At 54.9% G+C, this 17,204-nt stretch carries 15 protein-coding genes and 1 pseudogene; 3 read left to right on the top strand and 13 right to left on the bottom strand.

Features of this window, described 5'->3' with window-relative positions; genetic code table 11:
* Positions 1 to 19: 19 nt before the first annotated feature.
* The 5 genes from dhaL to J2Y91_RS01630 all read right to left on the bottom strand — a co-directional run bounded on the left by dhaL (position 20) and on the right by J2Y91_RS01630 (position 4,906).
* Complete coding sequence (gene dhaL / locus J2Y91_RS01610) at positions 20 to 664, bottom strand: dihydroxyacetone kinase subunit DhaL (RefSeq protein ID WP_133623109.1); 645 nt, start codon at positions 662 to 664, stop codon at positions 20 to 22.
* Positions 665 to 668: 4 nt separating this feature from the next.
* Positions 669 to 1,670, bottom strand: coding sequence for a dihydroxyacetone kinase subunit DhaK (locus tag J2Y91_RS01615; RefSeq protein WP_048915248.1), 1,002 nt, complete (start codon positions 1,668 to 1,670; stop codon positions 669 to 671).
* A 34-nt stretch (positions 1,671 to 1,704) separates the two neighbouring features.
* Positions 1,705 to 2,451: an SDR family oxidoreductase gene (locus J2Y91_RS01620; RefSeq protein WP_133623108.1), complete on the bottom strand. Its 747-nt coding sequence runs from the start codon at positions 2,449 to 2,451 to the stop codon at positions 1,705 to 1,707.
* Complete coding sequence (locus tag J2Y91_RS01625) at positions 2,448 to 3,722, bottom strand: MFS transporter (protein ID WP_133623107.1); 1,275 nt, start codon at positions 3,720 to 3,722, stop codon at positions 2,448 to 2,450. Before J2Y91_RS01625 ends, J2Y91_RS01620 begins: the two co-directional genes overlap by 4 nt.
* A 71-nt stretch (positions 3,723 to 3,793) precedes the next feature.
* Entirely contained in the window at positions 3,794 to 4,906 is a 1,113-nt protein-coding gene (locus J2Y91_RS01630) for an MDR/zinc-dependent alcohol dehydrogenase-like family protein (RefSeq protein ID WP_048915245.1), read from the bottom strand.
* 311 nt (positions 4,907 to 5,217) lie between these two features.
* On the opposite strand from J2Y91_RS01630, the gene rpiB reads away from it, so the two are divergent.
* The 3 genes from rpiB (at position 5,218) to tkt (ending at position 8,926) form a co-directional block, all read left to right on the top strand.
* The gene (rpiB, locus tag J2Y91_RS01635; protein ID WP_048915244.1) at positions 5,218 to 5,676 is read left to right on the top strand and encodes a ribose 5-phosphate isomerase B; all 459 of its coding nucleotides are present in this window, start codon (positions 5,218 to 5,220) and stop codon (positions 5,674 to 5,676) included.
* Between the two features lie 235 nt (positions 5,677 to 5,911).
* A complete protein-coding gene (gene tal / locus J2Y91_RS01640) occupies positions 5,912 to 6,862 on the top strand; it encodes a transaldolase (RefSeq protein WP_048915243.1) in 951 nt (316 codons plus the stop codon).
* 63 nt (positions 6,863 to 6,925) lie between these two features.
* Positions 6,926 to 8,926 (top strand): transketolase, encoded by a 2,001-nt coding sequence (gene tkt, locus J2Y91_RS01645; protein WP_253536867.1) that lies wholly within the window; start codon positions 6,926 to 6,928, stop codon positions 8,924 to 8,926.
* Between the two features lie 201 nt (positions 8,927 to 9,127).
* On the opposite strand, the gene J2Y91_RS01650 is transcribed toward tkt, so the two are convergent.
* The 8 genes and pseudogenes from J2Y91_RS01650 to ansP all read right to left on the bottom strand — a co-directional run bounded on the left by J2Y91_RS01650 (position 9,128) and on the right by ansP (position 16,781).
* Positions 9,128 to 9,442, bottom strand: a complete 315-nt coding sequence (locus J2Y91_RS01650) for a hypothetical protein (protein WP_253536869.1) — start codon at positions 9,440 to 9,442, stop codon at positions 9,128 to 9,130.
* A 322-nt stretch (positions 9,443 to 9,764) separates the two neighbouring features.
* Positions 9,765 to 10,043, bottom strand: coding sequence for a hypothetical protein (locus tag J2Y91_RS01655; protein ID WP_253536872.1), 279 nt, complete (start codon positions 10,041 to 10,043; stop codon positions 9,765 to 9,767).
* Between the two features lie 321 nt (positions 10,044 to 10,364).
* Positions 10,365 to 10,643 carry a hypothetical protein gene (locus tag J2Y91_RS01660; RefSeq protein WP_133623104.1) on the bottom strand — a complete coding sequence of 93 codons (279 nt, stop codon included), beginning with the start codon at positions 10,641 to 10,643 and terminating at the stop codon, positions 10,365 to 10,367.
* Positions 10,640 to 12,208 carry an S-type pyocin domain-containing protein gene (locus J2Y91_RS01665; RefSeq protein WP_366521323.1) on the bottom strand — a complete coding sequence of 523 codons (1,569 nt, stop codon included), beginning with the start codon at positions 12,206 to 12,208 and terminating at the stop codon, positions 10,640 to 10,642. The genes J2Y91_RS01660 and J2Y91_RS01665 overlap by 4 nt, the downstream gene beginning before the upstream one ends.
* Before the next feature lie 39 nt (positions 12,209 to 12,247).
* Positions 12,248 to 13,195: pseudogene (locus tag J2Y91_RS01670) on the bottom strand (colicin-like bacteriocin tRNase domain-containing protein); the annotation flags it as partial.
* Between the two features lie 207 nt (positions 13,196 to 13,402).
* Positions 13,403 to 14,494 carry a DUF1176 domain-containing protein gene (locus J2Y91_RS01675; protein ID WP_133623102.1) on the bottom strand — a complete coding sequence of 364 codons (1,092 nt, stop codon included), beginning with the start codon at positions 14,492 to 14,494 and terminating at the stop codon, positions 13,403 to 13,405.
* Between the two features lie 126 nt (positions 14,495 to 14,620).
* Complete coding sequence (gene nudK / locus J2Y91_RS01680; RefSeq protein WP_133623101.1) at positions 14,621 to 15,202, bottom strand: GDP-mannose pyrophosphatase NudK; 582 nt, start codon at positions 15,200 to 15,202, stop codon at positions 14,621 to 14,623.
* Positions 15,203 to 15,332: 130 nt separating this feature from the next.
* Positions 15,333 to 16,781, bottom strand: coding sequence for an L-asparagine permease (gene ansP, locus J2Y91_RS01685; RefSeq protein ID WP_133623100.1), 1,449 nt, complete (start codon positions 16,779 to 16,781; stop codon positions 15,333 to 15,335).
* Between the last annotated feature and the right edge of the window lie 423 nt (positions 16,782 to 17,204).

A 17,204-nucleotide genomic window follows, 5' to 3' on the forward strand; every position in this document is an offset into this window, starting at 1 on the left:
GGATTTCTCTCTCGTCAAATCAGGCTGTTTCCGTACTTAACGCGCGCTCGACGCAATCTGCCATCTGCGTCAACAGCAGACAGCAGGAGACTGCGCCAGCATCCAGCACGCCGCGAGAGCGTTCACCAAGACGGCTGGCGCGGCCAATTTTCGCCACCAGATCTTTGGTTGAGTCTCGCCCTTTAACCGCCGCCTGCGTCAGCGCGGCTAACATGGCAGGATAACCGCTTGCTGCCGTCGCCTCTGCCGCTTCCACCGCCGGGATCAGCGTATCCATCAGGCATTTGTCGCCAACGCCCGCCTCACTGATATCCTGCAGCTCGCTAAGCCCAGCCCGCAGCATGGCGGCAAACTCGGGGGCGCTCAGCGCGGACTTGTCGCGGATGCTGTCGGCCATTCCCATAAACAGGCTACCGTATAACGGCCCCATCGATCCGCCGATCCCCTCCATCAGCGCATCTGAAAGCTTGTCGAACGCCTGCGCCAGCGAATGCTGTGGCGAGAGTTTCTCCCCACACTGAGTGAATCCCTTAGCCATATTGATGCCGTGATCGCCATCGCCGATAGCCCCGTCAATCTCGCTCAGGTAATCACGATTTTGCCGAATAACGCTAACCAGATCGTTCACGAGGATGTCGCCGTGCTGCGTCGAAAATTGTGTCATGATCTCACTCCATGTGGGTTAAACCCGGCGCCTGCGTTGGCAGGTCCACCAGTTTCTTCAGTTCATCGTCCAGCGTCATCACCGTTAGCGTCACGCCCATCATCTCCAGCGAGGTAAAGTAGTTACCGACTAGCGCCCGGTGGACCCGAATGCCTTTTTCCGTCAGCAGCCTCTCCACTTCGGCGTAGTAGATGTAGAGCTCCATTACCGGCGTGGCCCCAAGACCGGACGCCAGCACCACCACCTCCGGGTGTGGGCCGCTTACAGGCTCCTCCAGCACAAAGTTCAGCATGGTGGCCGCGATCTCACGTGCGCTCTGAGTCGGAACCACTTCGATCCCAGGTTCACCGTGATGGCCGATGCCAATCTCCATAGTGCCCGGCTCAATATGGAAATTCGGTTTACCCACTGCAGGGATCGTGCAGGAACTCAAACCGACGCCGATGGAACGACAGTTATCGATCGCCTTTTGCGCTACGCCGATCACGCCATCGAGGTCATATCCCAGAGCCGCCGCCGCCGCCCCGACTTTCCACATCAGAATTTCGCCCGCTACGCCGCGACGTCGTGCTTTTTCACTGGCCGGAGCGGAGGCGACATCATCGTTCGCCACCACGGTTTTTACCTCAATGCCCGCAGCGGTCGCTTTTTTGATCGCCATTTTGACGTTCATATTATCGCCCGCATAGTTGCCGTACAGACAGGCGACACCCGCCCCCCCGTCCGCCGCTTTACACGCGTCGAGGAAAGCACCTGCGGTTGGCGAGGAGAAGACTTCGCCAATCGCCACGGCATCGAGCATGTTCTCGCCCATATAGCCGAGGAATGCGGGTTCATGCCCGGAACCTCCGCCGGTGATTACCCCGACTTTCCCCTTGATGGGGGCCTGCGGGCGCTTCAGTACGCGCGGATTTTCAGTCGCCTGATACACCGCTGGATGCGCTTTCAGATAGCCCTGGATGGCATCCTCTACAACATAATCGGGGTCGTTAATAATGCGATTCATTGTCACTCCTTATTATTGATGCGCCTGTGGCACCTCAGCAGATGGTGAAACCACCGTCGACCACCACATTGGCGCCGTTCATCATTGCCGCTCCGGGGCTGGCAAGGAACAGTGCGGTAGCGGCAATGTGCGCTGGCTCAGCAAAGCGCCGCAGCGGGATCTGTTTTTTGTGGGCTTCCCCGGCTTCTCCTGCCCAGGCTTTCGCGCCCAGCTCGGTCAGCACCACGGTCGGAGAGATGGCGTTGACGTTGATATTGTGCGGTCCCCACTCCAGCGCCAGCACCTGGGTTAACCCCACCACCGCCGCCTTACTGGCGCAGTAGGCAATGTGCTGCGGCAGCGCCACCCGGCTTGCCTGCGAGGCCATATTGATAATGTTGCCGCTGTTCTGACGCAGGAAATGCTGCCCCGCCGCCTGACACACCAAAAACGTGCCTTTAAGATTGATATCCAGCGTTCGGTCCCAGTCTGCTTCACTGAGTGCCTCTGCCGGCCCAAGCAGCGCCACGCCGGCACAGTTGACGGCAATATCCAGCGCGCCAAAGTGGCTAATCACCTCTGCCACCGCCGCGTTAACCGCCGTACGTTCAGTCACATCCAGCGCAATACCCAGCGCGCTTTCAGCGTTTAGCGCGGCGGCAACCTGTACCACACGGTCGTCACGGTCCAGTAGCGCGACCCGTGCTCCCTGCTGCAAAAATTCCTGGGCGATGGCATAACCAATGCCTGCCGCCCCACCGGTTATTAGCGCAACTTTGCCGTCTAATGGCAGTTTCATCATGAAGCTCCTTTTTGTTTCATCAACGGGCCGGAGGGCGAGGGTATCGGGTGCGATGAACTCGCAGGCAGCGTGACGAACTTCATCAGCAGCGCCGCCACCAGATAGAGACCGGTGTAAATCCAGATCACTCCGCTAGCGCCGAGCGAACCGATAAACAGCCCGACCACCGCCGGGCCGACAAAGGTACTCAGCCCTGCGCCCAGATTGAGAATCGACATCGCGGCACCTTTATTTTCAGGTGCCAGGGTGGGCATCAGGGCTGACAAAGGCACAAATGCCGCCAGGCAGGCGCCGAACAGCCCGGCCATGGTGACGGTAGCCCAGTAGTTGGGGCCAACCCACTGCGGCATATAGAAGAACAACAGGGTCGTCATCGCGCAGCCGATGCAGCCAAACCACATCACCACGTTGCGCCAGCCTAAACCGTCACTGACAATGCCGAACAGCAGGTTGAAGATGATATTGACGCCCCACAGCGCGGCGTACATGTGCAGCCAGTCGGTGCGGGTAAAGCCCAGGTCCATCATGTAGGTCGGCATAAACACCACGAAGCCATACGCCGCCGAGGTATTGATAGTGCGCACGATACCGCCAAGGCCAATCTTCGGATTTTCAAAGGCAATGGTGATGCCCTTCAATACATATGCCAGCGACGGTTTCTCGCGTTTTTCCTCTACCGTCTCACCGCCGCGGTTGAGGAACAGGGCGATCATCGCACCGAGCATGACAAAAATCAGTGCACTCCACAGCGTGTGGATCTCCCCGAGCCAGGGCAAGGCAATGCTGGAGTAAAGCACCCCGAGCACGCTCAGGCCGCCGCTGTAGACAAACCAGAAGATGCCCACCGCCGAGCCGAGGCGCTCTTTCGGTGCCTCATACGCGACCCACACCAGAAAACCGTAGGCAAACAGCGGATAACCCAGGCCACGCAACGCGTAAGTCGGGATCATGGTTGCCAGATGATGGCTGGGTAGGCCGAAAGTGAGGAACAGCACAGAGCCGATCATAAACATCACCAGCCCGGCCAGCATCACCCGCCTGGCGGTGAAGATCTCTGCCAGCACGCCAGAGAACCACGCGGCAATCGCGGCGGCAAAACCGTAAACGCTAAACAGCAGCGCAGACTGCTGAACGGTCATGCCATTCTCAATCAGATAAGGCGACAGCCAGCCCTGCTCCAGCCCCTCACCCATCATAAAGATCAGTACCCCGGCATAGCCCAACAGCAGCTTCGGCGACAGGCCAATGCGGTCAATCATTCGTTGCAACATACAACCCCCTGGAAAAAAATGTCAGGAAGTGCGCCCGGATTAAGCGGGACGACCGCACCGTAAGATTTGGTTTAAAGATTGGGATTGAGCACCACTTTGATGGAATCAACACCGCGCTTCATCAGGTCAAATCCTTCAGCAAAACGTTCAAGCGGCAAGGTGTGTGTCACCACGCCACGGGTCGGCAGCGATCCGTCACGAATGCCCTCAATGACCAGCGGGTAACAGTAAGGACCAAGGTGGGAACCGAGCACGTCAAGCTCTTTGCGATCGCTGATAATGCTCCAGTCGATACTGACCGGATCTTTGAATACCGAGAATTCGACGAACGTGCCGAGCTTGCGGATCATCGCCAGCCCCTGCTCAACAGATTTTCCTGCACCGGTCGCTTCGATATAGATGTCGCAGCCGTATCCTTCAGTCATCTCCTTAACGATTTTCTCCGCGTCCTGACGCGCGGGGTTAATCACAATATCGGCGCCGAAGCGCTTTGCCAGTTCCAGACGGTCGTCAGAAAGGTCCAGCACCACCAGTTTCGCCGGGCCGGATTTCTTGATTGCCCCGATCATTCCCAGGCCCAGCGTCCCCGCTCCTGCCAGCACCACCACATCGCCCAGCTTGATGTTGGCACGCTGCACGGCGTGGAACGAACAGGCGTAAGGCTCAATCAGAATGGCATCTTCAATTGGCAGCTCAGCGGGCACGTGGTAGTTGATCGCCTCTTTGGTGAACTTCATATACTGCGCCATACCGCCATTGACGTTGTTCTGGAAACCGTACAGATCGTGTTTTTCACACATCCAGTACTGACCGCGGTTGCAGAAACGGCAGCCCCAGCACGGCACAATCTGCTCGGAGATTACCCGATCGCCCAGCGCAAACTGTTCAACATCGTCGGCCAGCGCCACGACATGACCAATAAATTCATGGCCGGGGATCATTGGCGCCTTAATATAGGCAGGCTGCTTGTCATCGCCCCAGAAGCTCGGCGCGCCCTCCCAGGCTTTGACATCGCCTGCGCATATCCCGCAAGCCTCAACCTTCACCAGAATTTCACCTGGGCCAATGGACGGCACCTCCACTTCCTGCAGGCGGTAGTCTCCGGGCGCAAATGCCACAACAGCCTTCATCCGTGACGGAATTCCCTCTTTACGGCGGTTCTGCACTTCACACTGCTGGCACATAATCCTCTCCTCAACGTTTGATCATTTACACATCCAAGTAACAATTGAACAGTACGCAGGGCTTATGGATAAGCCAACCGGAGAGAGCTTAAATTGTGATTTGGTGCATAAAACGCGTAATTAGTGGGTCAGCACTCGTTTTCAGATCCTGAATATGTGACAAGACCCTATTTTATTTTTGTGAACAGCCAGAAAACAAATAATCAAATGAACTTCTATTGAACATTTGTTTTATTGCGATTAGGGTACTTCTGTGCCGGTGCGATCCCAGGGATCACGCCGCTTCCGTCACGTTATTTTGGAGATCTGCTATGCTTTCTATTGCAATTGGCGCTGATGATGCCGCCATTGAGTTAAAAAACATCCTGGTCAACTACCTGCAGCAGGCGGGCTTTGCCACCACTGATTACAGTGCTGACATGCAGCAGGAGAGCGGTTGCGCCTACCCTGATATTGCCTGGACAGTGGCACAAGCCATCAAGACTGGCCGGCATCAACGTGGCATCCTGGTGTGCGGTACGGGCATAGGAATGAGTATCACGGCGAATAAAGTGCCCGGCATCCGCGCCGCTCAGTGTCATGACACTTACTCAGCTGAGCGCGCGCGTAAAAGCAATAACGCGCAAATCATCACGTTGGGCGCCCGCGTAATTGGGCTGGAGCTGGCAAAATCCATTGTGGCAGCCTGGCTTAAAGCCGAATTTGAAGGGGGCCGTTCGGCGCCTAAAATCGAAAGAATTGGTTACTACGAGCAGCTTACAGGCGGTTAAAGGTCAGCGCCGCGATGGCGTAAACTTCCGCTAAGAGTGATAAGGCATCACCCATTGGGCGGGCCCATTGCAACAATCAGAAAAAGCGCATTCCTATTCGACAGCGCCTGATGCACTGTGATCCGCCTGAGATATTTTTCTTATCATCGTTACACCCAAAATAGTTGGGGTTGCAGGCAGGCACTTAGCGCCTGTGCAACCTGAAGTATCAAGGGTATTCAAGGAGCTTAAAGAGATGAACCAGCTAGACGCACTAAAACAATTCACCACCGTGGTGGCAGACAGTGGTGATATTGAATCGATTCGTAACTACCACCCGCAGGATGCGACCACTAACCCGTCTCTGATCCTGAAAGCCTCCGGCCTCGACTCTTATAAGCATCTGATTACTGACGCCATCGACTACGCCAAAAAACAGGGCGGCAGCAAAGAGACCCAGATCATTAACGCCAGCGACAAAGTCGCCATCAACCTCGGTATGGAAATTCTGAAAAGCGTTCCCGGCCGTGTTTCTACCGAGGTGGATGCGCGCCTCTCCTTTGACCGCGGTATGTGCGTGACCAAAGCCGAGAAGCTGGTAAGAATGTATGAAGAGAACGGCATTGACCGCTCGCGCATCCTGATCAAACTGGCTTCCACCTGGGAAGGCATCAAAGCGGCGGAAGAGCTGGAGAAGAACGGCATCCAGTGTAACCTGACGCTGCTGTTCTCCTTCGCCCAGGCCCGTGCCTGTGCCGAAGCGGGCGTGTTCCTGATCTCCCCGTTTGTTGGCCGTATCTACGACTGGTACAACAGCCGCAAGCCGCTGGACCCGTATAACGTGGATGAAGATCCAGGCGTGCAGTCGGTACGTAAGATCTACGAATACTATAAGCAGCACCGCTACAACACCGTGATCATGGGTGCCAGCTTCCGTAAGACCGAGCAAATTGTTGCGCTGGCAGGCTGTGACCGCCTGACCATCTCCCCTAATCTGCTGGAAGAACTGCAGGCCAGCAACGCGCCGCTGGAGCGCAAGCTGACCCCATCAACCGAAGCTTTTCATCAGCCAGCCTCGCTGTCTGAATCTGAATTCCGCTGGGAACACAATCAGGACCCAATGGCAGTAGAAAAACTGGCGGAAGGTATTCGTCAGTTCGCCGTCGACCAGCAGAAGCTGGAAGATGTGCTCGCCGCTAAGCTGTAACCTCTTTACACCCTCTATTAAGGCGGGCCACTGGCCCGCCTCCACCACTTTCGGGAGAAAATTATGTCTCAACGTAGAGAACTGGCTAACGCAATCCGCGCACTGAGTATGGACGCCGTGCAAAAAGCCAATTCCGGCCACCCTGGCGCACCGATGGGCATGGCGGATATTGCGGAAGTGCTGTGGCGTGAATTCCTGCATCACAACCCGGCCAACCCAACATGGGCCGACCGCGACCGCTTTATCCTCTCCAACGGTCATGCCTCGATGCTGCTTTACAGCCTGCTGCACCTCAGCGGCTACGACCTGCCGATAGAAGAGCTGAAAAACTTCCGTCAGCTGCACTCCAAAACCCCCGGTCACCCGGAGATCGGCTATACGCCGGGCGTGGAAACCACCACCGGCCCGCTGGGCCAGGGTCTGGCCAATGCGGTGGGGATGGCGATCGCCGAACGCACGCTGGGCGCCCAGTTCAACCGCCCTGACCACGAAATTGTCGACCACTTCACCTACGTATTTATGGGCGATGGCTGCCTGATGGAAGGCATCTCCCATGAAGTCAGTTCTCTGGCGGGTACGCTCGGCCTTGGCAAGCTGATTGGTTTCTATGACCATAACGGCATCTCGATTGATGGTGAAACCGACGGCTGGTTTACTGACGACACGGCGAAACGCTTTGAAGCCTATCACTGGCATGTGATCCACGACATCGACGGCCATAACCCGGACGCCATTGCCGCGGCGATCAAAGAGGCGCAGAGCGTCACCGATAAACCGTCGCTGATCGTTTGTAAAACCATTATCGGCTTCGGTTCACCGAATAAAGCCGGTAAGGAAGAGTCGCACGGTGCTGCGCTGGGCGTGGAAGAAGTGGCGCTGGCGCGCAAAGAACTGGGCTGGAACTACCCGCCGTTTGAGATCCCGAAAGAGATTTATGCGCAGTGGGATGCGAAAGAAGCCGGTGCGAAACACGAGAAAAGCTGGAACGAAAAGTTCGCCGCCTATCAGGCTGCGCACCCGGAACTGGCGGCAGAGTTTACTCGTCGTATGGATGGCGGCATGCCGGATAACTGGCAGGCAGAGACCCAGAAATACATTGAACAGCTGCAGGCTAATCCACAGAAAATCGCCAGCCGTAAAGCCTCACAAAACGCGCTGGAAGCCTACGGTCCGCTGCTTAAAGAGTTCCTGGGCGGCTCCGCTGACCTGGCACCGAGCAACCTGACAATCTGGTCAGGCTCGAAGTCGATCAAAGAGGACTTTGCCGGTAACTATATCCACTACGGCGTGCGTGAGTTCGGGATGACGGCAATTGCCAATGGTCTGGCTCATCACGGCGGCTTTATTCCGTATACCGCCACCTTCCTGATGTTTGTGGAATATGCGCGTAACGCGGTGCGCATGGCGGCGCTGATGAAGGCGCGCCAGATTATGGTTTATACCCACGACTCCATCGGCCTGGGCGAAGATGGCCCAACCCACCAGCCGGTCGAGCAGCTGGCAAGCCTGCGCGTCACGCCGAATATGAGCGTCTGGCGCCCGTGCGACCAGGTAGAAACCGCCGTGGCGTGGAAGCATGCCGTCGAGCGTCATCACGGCCCAACCGCGCTGATCCTCTCGCGTCAGAACCTGGCGCAGCCGGAGCGTACTCCAGCGCAGCTGGAGAATATCTCACGCGGTGGCTATGTGCTGAAAGACAGCGACGGCACGCCGGAAGTGATCCTGATCGCCACCGGTTCCGAGGTAGAAATTACCCTGGGCGCAGCTGAAAAACTGACGGCAAGCGGTCATAAAGTCCGGGTAGTCTCCCTGCCCTCTACCGACCTGTTCGACGCGCAGGATGTCGCCTACCGTGAATCCGTACTGCCTTCCGGCGTGACGAAACGCGTCGCGGTGGAAGCCGGTATTGCTGACTACTGGTATAAATATGTCGGCCTGAACGGCGCTATTGTTGGCATGACCGGATTTGGTGAGTCGGCTCCCGCTGATAAGCTGTTCCCGGAATTTGGCTTTACGGTGGAAAACATCGTCAGCCATGCCGAAGCGCTGCTGAAACCGCACTGATAGCGAAATAAGTGTGAAAAAAAAAACCGCCGGAAGGCGGTTTTTTTATGGTGTGAACAATCATGTTAGCAGACATTATTGTTCACATGTCCTGCAGGAAAAGACAGGCAGAGCAGCGGGAGGAAATATATTCCTGCGCAGAGAGAAACACCAGACTTCTTGTGAAAAAAGCAGCAAAACACCATTGGGCGGCTTTTCTGCTTAGCGCAGATTGAACAGTTCAAAATATCGCAGGAATTGATCACTCAAAGCCATATTTTTATCCTTACGACACTGAGGCATCTTCCAGTTAATACCACGAGTTAACTTCATCTGCTTCGACATAGTTAACACCTGCAAATAAATAAGCAACCGAATTGCAGATCGAAACTCTCCGGTTTGGTGAACTTCAGGTTTAAATCTGGAATATAGCCTATCCAAAGTAATATATGAAAGACCTTCCCCACTGTTTCCAACCAACGATGCAGCAACATCGAATATTGATTCATTAATCACCAGACTATTAAAATCAATCATTTACTCCCCCTATCCGTATCTGAATCCTCAGTATCCAAAGCATTCTGCGTATAAAGCAATTTATAATCATCAGCAAGCTTATAATCCTCCAGCGTTGCCGAATGGATATTGTTCCATGTCTCATCATCCGATTCGCTATCCGCATAGCCCAACGCACGGTAATGCTCCCGCTCGCGGATTTCACGAGTGTAAAAGCGTTTATCGGAATGATTAACTACCACCTGGATATAAATAACAAAAAATCGCCCCAGACATGGGGCGATTCAGGCTAAAGCGTATAGCTGCATACCGTTAGATAAACCTTGCTATACTTAATGCTAACTTACTCAAAGCCATATTTTTTATCCTTGCGGCACTGTGGCATTTCCCAGTTAATTCCGCGAGAAAGGCCCATTTGAGGAGACATATCCAGAATTTGTTTATCAACCAATTGGCGAATAACATCACGAAATTCTCGAGTTTCATGCACCTTGGGATTATATTGCGAGTAAAGCCTATCCAAAAAAATGTAAGATACTGTACGTTCACTTCCAGTACCTGCCAGACAACATGCTACATCAGCTATAGTTTCGTTCGTAATAAGAGATTTTACATCAATCATTTGTTTCTCTCCAACTCGTCCTTAAGATCTGCATCCAGGGATTCTTGTGTATAGAAATTCAAAACCTTATCAGCAAGCTTATAATCCTCCAGCGTTGCCGAATGGGTATTGTTCCATACCTCATCATCCGTTTCGTTATCCGCATAGCCCAGCGCCCGGTAACGCTCCAGCTCGCGGATTTCATGGGTGTAGAAATTTTATGGGAAAGAGTGAACAATCTCCTCAAAATAAATCACAAAAAAATCGCCCCCTTTGGGGCGATTTAAACTAAATGGTACTACGGGGGTTCTGTTAGTCAAATAATGCTGAATTTATATAAACTCATTCAAAGCCATATTTTTTATCCTTACGACACTGAGGCATCTTCCAGTTAATACCACGTGAAAGGCCCATTGTGGATGACATATTAAGAATTTGCTTTTCAATCAACACCCCCAATGTATTTTGAAACTCAAAACTTTGAATAACTTCAAATTTATATCTACTATAAAGTCGATCTAAACTTACGTAGGAAAAAACTTGCTCGCCTCCACTTCCAGCCAATGCACAGGCAACATCTGCTAAAGATTCATTTTCAATCAAACTTTTAAGGTCAATCATTTCTTTATCTCCTCCTCTTCTCTTTCGAAAGCATCCAATGCCTCATTTGTATAAAGATCATTACCCTTATCAGAAATTTTATAATCTTCAAGAGTTGCCGAGTGGGTATTATTCCATGTTACACCATCCGTTTCGTTATCGGCATAGCCCAACGCACGGTAGCGCTCAAGCTCGCGAATTTCATGAGTGTAAAAACGTTTATCGGTATCCGTGGCGGCGATCTTGCCACCAGTAATATCCGTTAAACGTTGCACCATTACATCATTACCCGATGATGCACCAAAACGCTTCACGTGTATTTTCACCAGCTCCACTCCAGCAGCATCAATATCTGCCGTGCGCCAGTCAAGGTCGCGTATCGGCCCACCGCACTTTTCGCTGTTATATTTACGGCCACTGTATTTACCTTGGGTATTCCACTCCCCATAGGGGCTATGCAACATGACATACAGCGGCTGAATGCCGGAACCGTCCGGGAACACCAGGATAAAGTCGCGCCAGCTTTTCACCGTTGGTAGCGGCAGTACCGTGGCGCTCAGCGCGGGCAGGCTGATGATATTGCCGCCGGTATGAATAAACGCGCTCGGTAACGGCGCCGGGCCGTCCAGCACAATCGGGCCGTTAGCCCCGGGAGCATTTGCCGGGCTGACCAGAATCTGCGGCCGACCGGCAGCCATATCCGCAGGCAGCGTGAACTGGTAATAGTCACTCTGCGGATCGAGGGTGGCTGACAGCACGCGCAGCGGCTGCGGCGTCTGCGTTCTGACCAGCTGCAGATACGCCGCCCCCGCGTAAACTGCCAGCTGCCCGCGCAGAGACGTATTGACGCTTTTACCCACTGCGGCCCGCAGTGCGCCTGCGTTCGTCAGGCCAATCACCACCGGGGAAATCGCCGCCAGAAATACCTGACTGAAATCCGTGCTGTTGAGCTTGCCGGACTGCCATAACGCCTGGGTATCCAGCTCCAGCCCGGTGGTGGTGATGCTGATATCCCCGTGCGGCTGCGGTTTTAGCCGTGCAGCCGCCGCCAGCAGGTTTTGCGTGTAGGCAGCGGACTGCGCCGCCGTCGGCCCGGCGTAACCATTTCCCAGATAGCTAAAGCCCGGCGGCGTGTTGCTGCCGTAGCCGCGCAGCGGGAAAACATTCGCGCCCGCCAACTGTTTGTTAGCGCTGTCGCGTAACTGTTGCAGCAGCAGCCCTAGCGTCTTATCGGCAGCGACTTTAGTCTGATTTAGTAACTCAAGCTTTGGTGCAATGACAGCCAGCTTAGCCTGGGCGAGGAAAATCTCTGCCGGAGCGTTGTCATGCTGCGCCTTCAACGATTCGACAATCTTTTGTTTCTCCTCATAAAGTGTCTTGAACTGCGCCAGCGTCATTTTTCCAGTCAGGGTCTGGTAAAATTTGTCGATCATCTCAGCGGCTATCTGGTCTATCGTCGCCTGGCTCGTTTTCGATGTCGCCCTGGCCTGGTCAAGCTCCTGCGCCCAGCGCTGCTGCTGCGCTCTGGTTGCCGCCAGCGCTCTGACGCACGTTTCGCGATCGCTACGTGCCAGCTTCAGCCTCATCTGCAGCGTCTCGCCGGGATGCTGTTTATCCCAGGCGGCCTGCTGCGCCGCTAACTGCTGCTTTTTTTCATCCAGCTGTTTTTGCGGCAGAGCGGGTGTGACCGTGACATAGATCGGGGCAATATGGCTGCCAACCGGAAAGGAGATGATGGCATCGTGAGTCTGATTGCCCGGCACCGCGTGTAGCAGTTCAACACTGGCAGGCGTGCTGGCGGTGACGGTTTTCGAGCTGCTGGGCGTGACATTTTTTGCCGGAGAGGTATCAATTTTAATCGTCAGAGCGGGTTTACCCGGCACCACGCTGGCGGTAAATACCCCCGGTCGGCTGGTTGCCGTCGCCTGCACAACTTAGACCTGAGACTGCGCCGGAGCAGGCTTCACCAGCGCCAGCTGTTGCTTACCATCAACAATGACATCCTGAATCCGTAACTGAGTCCTGACGGCTGGCTGGGTGGTAATCGTTTCTTTAGTCAGCAGGCCTGCGGGCAAAGTATCGACCACCGACACCATGTCATTACCACTGAGCGAGGAAGGGATCAACATGCCAACCACCATGCCCGCCAGACGCCCCGCGTAGGGTAAAGCATCCACGGCCAACGCTCCAAGTCGGGCTAAAGCCTCATCCATCGCCGCACTGACAGAAGTGCTGGTATTCAGCGTGGTTCCCCATCCGCCGCTAATAACAGCCAGCGACATCGGCACGCCGGGCAACATCATCGCCTGTAATTCTGGGTGACTTTTCAAATCATCTTCTGATGATGAAGTATGACTCCCCCCATTTCCGCCCGCATTACCGGTATTATGTGAATTACCCCCTTTGCCGCCGGTATAATGATGGATCGTGTGACCACCGGGATCGGTGGTATTGCCCCACCCCGGACCATCATTAGAGGTAATAGCGGTAAGCCCGGCAGTAAAGGTAATTCCCCCATCCTGGGAATGAATACCTGCATGCCCGCAATAAAACTTTATTCTATTTCCTTTCATCTTTACTCCATGTCCCGCGTCTTTGCGGTGTGAACAGCCCTTCCAGTTATCTGGTTTGAAAAATGAGAAAGTGAATAGCCAGGTGCTCAGTACTTCAGAGCGTTAATATCAACAGAGTTTCAGGGCGGGGATAAGCAGACGCAGGCGTGCAGCCCATGACACATCAATGGGCTGCACGAAATTAAGCGGGGAATAAAGAAAAGAACGTTAAGGCTGCATCTCCACGCTGGCAGTCGCGGGCGGTGGCGTATTATTGCTGACCCACAGCGTCGGCCACTGGTCGCTGCTGTGCCAGGCGTCACAGGTGCTCTCCTGGGCGTATTCCGCCAGCACAAACTCGCGGCCATTATACTGCCAGCGGGTCGCCACACCGCAGTCGCCCAAGCCGCGATCCTTACTGTAGGTCAGCAGCTCACCGCGTGCCGCATCAAAGTCGGCATTGACCAGCTCCAGCTGTTTACTGCTCTGCTCGGGCGGTGCGAACGGCAGCGTCAGCGTGACGCTTTTGGAGACATAAGGCTGGCTGCGCGTCACTTCGAACGCCAGATCGATGGTGTTATACGCCCCCATTTCACAGCTCACCAGCAGCAGTGCCTTCTCATCGTTCAAGGGAGAAACGCTGACCTCGCGCCGCTGCGGATTAAGCGAACAGCTATCGCTGTTAACCCGCCAGGTGCCGAAATCGATCAGCCCGCTGGTTTCATCGTGCGTCAGTGCCAGCGGCGGGCGCGGCGGCGGGGCAACCTGCGGCAGCGCCGGCACCGGCGGTACATCCCAGGCGGCGCGGTCGCCACGCTTAATCCAGGCACTGGCACCGTTGACGCGCCCCTGCACCTCATCCATCAGCAGCAGCGCCGCCTTCAGGCCGTGCAGCGACACCGTGGCATCCGCCCGGTAGAGCAGCTGGATGGCATCGGCATCCATCACCTGAGCGAGGAATTCATCGATAGAGATAGCGTGATGGGTCAGCAGGTGGTGCGGCTCCACATCCCAGTGTTTAAGGTCGAGCTGCAGCCGTCGTCCATCCAGCAGCAGGTTGTCGCGCAGCGCGCCGCCCGTCAGTTCGCCACTGTAGCGGTTGCCATAATCGATGCGCAGTTCGGCCTGGGCATTATTCCCCGCCGCACGCTCCAGCGTCATTGCCAGCCCGTTATCGCCAGGGAAACTGCGCGCTTCGCAGCTGTTGAGGTTGTTGCAGGTAATCTGCCAGTCAGAAAAAGTCTTCTGTAACGGCTGGGCCTGCAACGCTGCCGCAAACAAAAACAGGGGCAGCACTGACCATTTCGTCCAGTAAGGCATTGATCGAGGGGTCCCGGTGATGTGAGGCAAAGAAGAATATTAGCACAGACGATCTGTGCACTGATTCCATCATGCGTTGCTGCGCCCGGGGCCTCAATCGGATTTATCGGACAGTCGTGGTCAGATTCAACTCAGACGCAGCCAGCCTTCAATCAGGGCATGCTGTAACAGGGTTACCGTTTTACCATCTTTGATGCGGCCATCTTTGACCATCGCCCAGGCTTGCGGGAAGGTCACTTCCAGCACGTCGATATCCTCATCCTCTACCCCGCCCCCGGCGTTATCGCGCTGGGCATAGCTATATTCCGCGGCAAAAAAGTGGATCAGCTCGGTCACGCCGCCCGGCGACATGTAGAGCTCATACAGCTTTTCGACTTCGCCCACCGCGTAACCGGTCTCTTCAATGGCTTCTTTACGGATGCAGTCTTCTGGCGAATCATCATCAAGCAGCCCGGCACAGGCTTCAATCAGCATGCCGCTGGGATTGCCGTTAACCCAGGTGGCAATGCGGAACTGACGCGTCAGCACCACGCTGTTTTTATCGCGGTTGTACAGCAGGATAGTGGCGCCGTTGCCACGATCGTACACTTCGCGCTTGTGGCGGAGGGTGGAGCCGTCCTTCGCGGTGATCTCGTAGGTAAAGTTGCGCAGGGTGAACCAGTTTTCTGACAGGATTTTATTTTTGATGACGTCGATCTTGGCTGACATACAGGCTCCGTTGAGATGAATCGGGAGTCTGCCATCTTAGAACGCAACGCGAGGGAAAACTATCTGAAAGACAAAGGGTCAGGCATGCCTGACCCTTACCGTGATGACCTGAGCACTTCGCCGATGGCGATTAGTGGTTATGTTCTTCCTGCGCCAGCGCATTCACACGCTTGCGGGCGCCAAACCAGCCCAGTACCAGCACCACGGCAATCAGCGGGATAGCCGCAATGGTGTAGGTGCCGTTCGGGTAGTCAAACGCCATCAGCACCAGCACGCTGGCCAGGAACAGCAGCGTCAGCCAGGAGGTAAACGGCGCCCACGGCATTTTAAAGCTCACATCTTCCGCTTTACCCTCTTTGATCGCTTTACGCAGGCGCATCTGGCACACCACGATAAATGCCCAGGAAGAGATAATCCCCAGCGCCGCAACGTTCAGTACGATCTCAAACACGCGCGATGGCACCACGTAGTTCAGGTACACGCCGATGATGTATACGCCGATGGTGACCAGAATCCCCATATAAGGCACCTGCTGGCCGCTCATTTTCGACATGAACTTCGGCGCAGATCCGCCCATCGACATCGAGCGCAGGATACGCCCGGTTGAATAGAGGCCGGAGTTCAGGCTGGAAAGCGCTGCGCTCAGTACCACGATATTCATAATGCTGCCGACGTAAGGCACGCCCAGCTTGGTAAAGAAGGTCACGAACGGACTTTGACCGGCCTGATAGGCATTCCACGGCAGCAGCAGCACCAGCAGCACTACCGAGCCGACGTAGAACAGGCCAATACGCCAGATCACGCTGTTGATCGCTTTTGGCAGCATGGTTTTCGGGTCTTTACACTCCCCCGCGGCGGTGCCCACCAGCTCAATTGAGGCAAAGGCAAACACCACCCCCTGCACCAGCACCAGCGCCGGCATCAGACCATTGGGGAAGAAGCCGCCGTTGTCGCTGATCAGATGGAAGCCGGTCGCGTTACCGTCCAGCGGCTTGCCGCTGCCGAGGAACACCACACCGACCACCAGGAAAATCACGATCGCCAGCACTTTAATCAGCGCAAACCAGAACTCCATTTCGGCGAACCACTTCACGCCGATCATATTCATCGTGCCGACAATGGCCAGCGCGCCAAGGGCAAACACCCATTGCGGCACATCACCAAACGCGCCCCAGTAGTGCATGTAGAGCGCCACGGCGGTGATATCCACAATCCCGGTCATCGCCCAGTTGACGAAGTACATCCAGCCCGCCACGTAAGAGGCTTTTTCACCGAGGAACTCACGGGAGTAGGAGACGAAGCTGCCGCTTGACGGGCGGTGCAGTACCAGTTCGCCAAGCGCGCGCAGAATGAAGAAGGAGAAGATACCGCAGACTAAATAGACCAGCGCCAGCGCCGGCCCCGCTGCCTGCAGGCGGGCGCCTGCTCCGAGGAACAGACCCGTACCAATCGCGCCGCCGATGGCAATCATCTGAACGTGACGGTTGTCCATAGCTTTATGGTAGCCGGAATCATGAGAATTTAACCAACGTCTTCTTGCAGCGCGTTTGTCTGCGCCAGATTTTTTATCAGCTTTCATTTTCTATCCTAGTTGTCCTGTCCACAAAAGAGTGATGCGGCTACCTGTCCCGGGTATCCTGTTTTCTTATCTGTTTTCGAAGATGCCGACCAAACGATTGCGTACACTGTCGCATGTCTGAACAACTCCCCTGCCAGCTGTAGTTATATTCTTGACGCAGGCAGGGAAAATGCGGCGATGCATCCTAACCGTTCTGATTAACTGACGCAAAAAATCCACGACCGAAATCGTGAGCTTTTGTGATTTTTGTCGGAGAACGCATAAAAAAACCGACCACAATTTGCGGTCGGTCAGTGAAAACACTAAGTACTACACAGGGACATACAGGGATGAGGGTAATGCTGGGGTCTTGCGGTCAATCTCACTACTTAACGCGGTTGATGGGTTAATTATGGCCTGGTTCAATGAAAAGCAGGGTGAGGG

The organism is Erwinia aphidicola (genome assembly GCF_024169515.1).
Classification (GTDB): domain Bacteria; phylum Pseudomonadota; class Gammaproteobacteria; order Enterobacterales; family Enterobacteriaceae; genus Erwinia; species Erwinia aphidicola.

Bases quoted from the DNA above. Each gene is read 5' to 3' on its own strand.
- dhaL (WP_133623109.1), bottom strand. From the start codon at position 664: ATGACACAATTTTCGACGCAGCACGGCGACATCCTCGTGAACGATCTG.
- J2Y91_RS01615 (WP_048915248.1), bottom strand. From the start codon at position 1,670: ATGAATCGCATTATTAACGACCCCGATTATGTTGTAGAGGATGCCATC.
- J2Y91_RS01620 (WP_133623108.1), bottom strand. From the start codon at position 2,451: ATGATGAAACTGCCATTAGACGGCAAAGTTGCGCTAATAACCGGTGGG.
- J2Y91_RS01625 (WP_133623107.1), bottom strand. From the start codon at position 3,722: ATGTTGCAACGAATGATTGACCGCATTGGCCTGTCGCCGAAGCTGCTG.
- J2Y91_RS01630 (WP_048915245.1), bottom strand. From the start codon at position 4,906: ATGTGCCAGCAGTGTGAAGTGCAGAACCGCCGTAAAGAGGGAATTCCG.
- rpiB (WP_048915244.1), top strand. From the start codon at position 5,218: ATGCTTTCTATTGCAATTGGCGCTGATGATGCCGCCATTGAGTTAAAA.
- tal (WP_048915243.1), top strand. From the start codon at position 5,912: ATGAACCAGCTAGACGCACTAAAACAATTCACCACCGTGGTGGCAGAC.
- tkt (WP_253536867.1), top strand. From the start codon at position 6,926: ATGTCTCAACGTAGAGAACTGGCTAACGCAATCCGCGCACTGAGTATG.
- J2Y91_RS01650 (WP_253536869.1), bottom strand. From the start codon at position 9,442: ATGATTGATTTTAATAGTCTGGTGATTAATGAATCAATATTCGATGTT.
- J2Y91_RS01655 (WP_253536872.1), bottom strand. From the start codon at position 10,043: ATGATTGATGTAAAATCTCTTATTACGAACGAAACTATAGCTGATGTA.
- J2Y91_RS01660 (WP_133623104.1), bottom strand. From the start codon at position 10,643: ATGATTGACCTTAAAAGTTTGATTGAAAATGAATCTTTAGCAGATGTT.
- J2Y91_RS01665 (WP_366521323.1), bottom strand. From the start codon at position 12,208: ATGAGGCTGAAGCTGGCACGTAGCGATCGCGAAACGTGCGTCAGAGCG.
- J2Y91_RS01675 (WP_133623102.1), bottom strand. From the start codon at position 14,494: ATGCCTTACTGGACGAAATGGTCAGTGCTGCCCCTGTTTTTGTTTGCG.
- nudK (WP_133623101.1), bottom strand. From the start codon at position 15,202: ATGTCAGCCAAGATCGACGTCATCAAAAATAAAATCCTGTCAGAAAAC.
- ansP (WP_133623100.1), bottom strand. From the start codon at position 16,781: ATGAAAGCTGATAAAAAATCTGGCGCAGACAAACGCGCTGCAAGAAGA.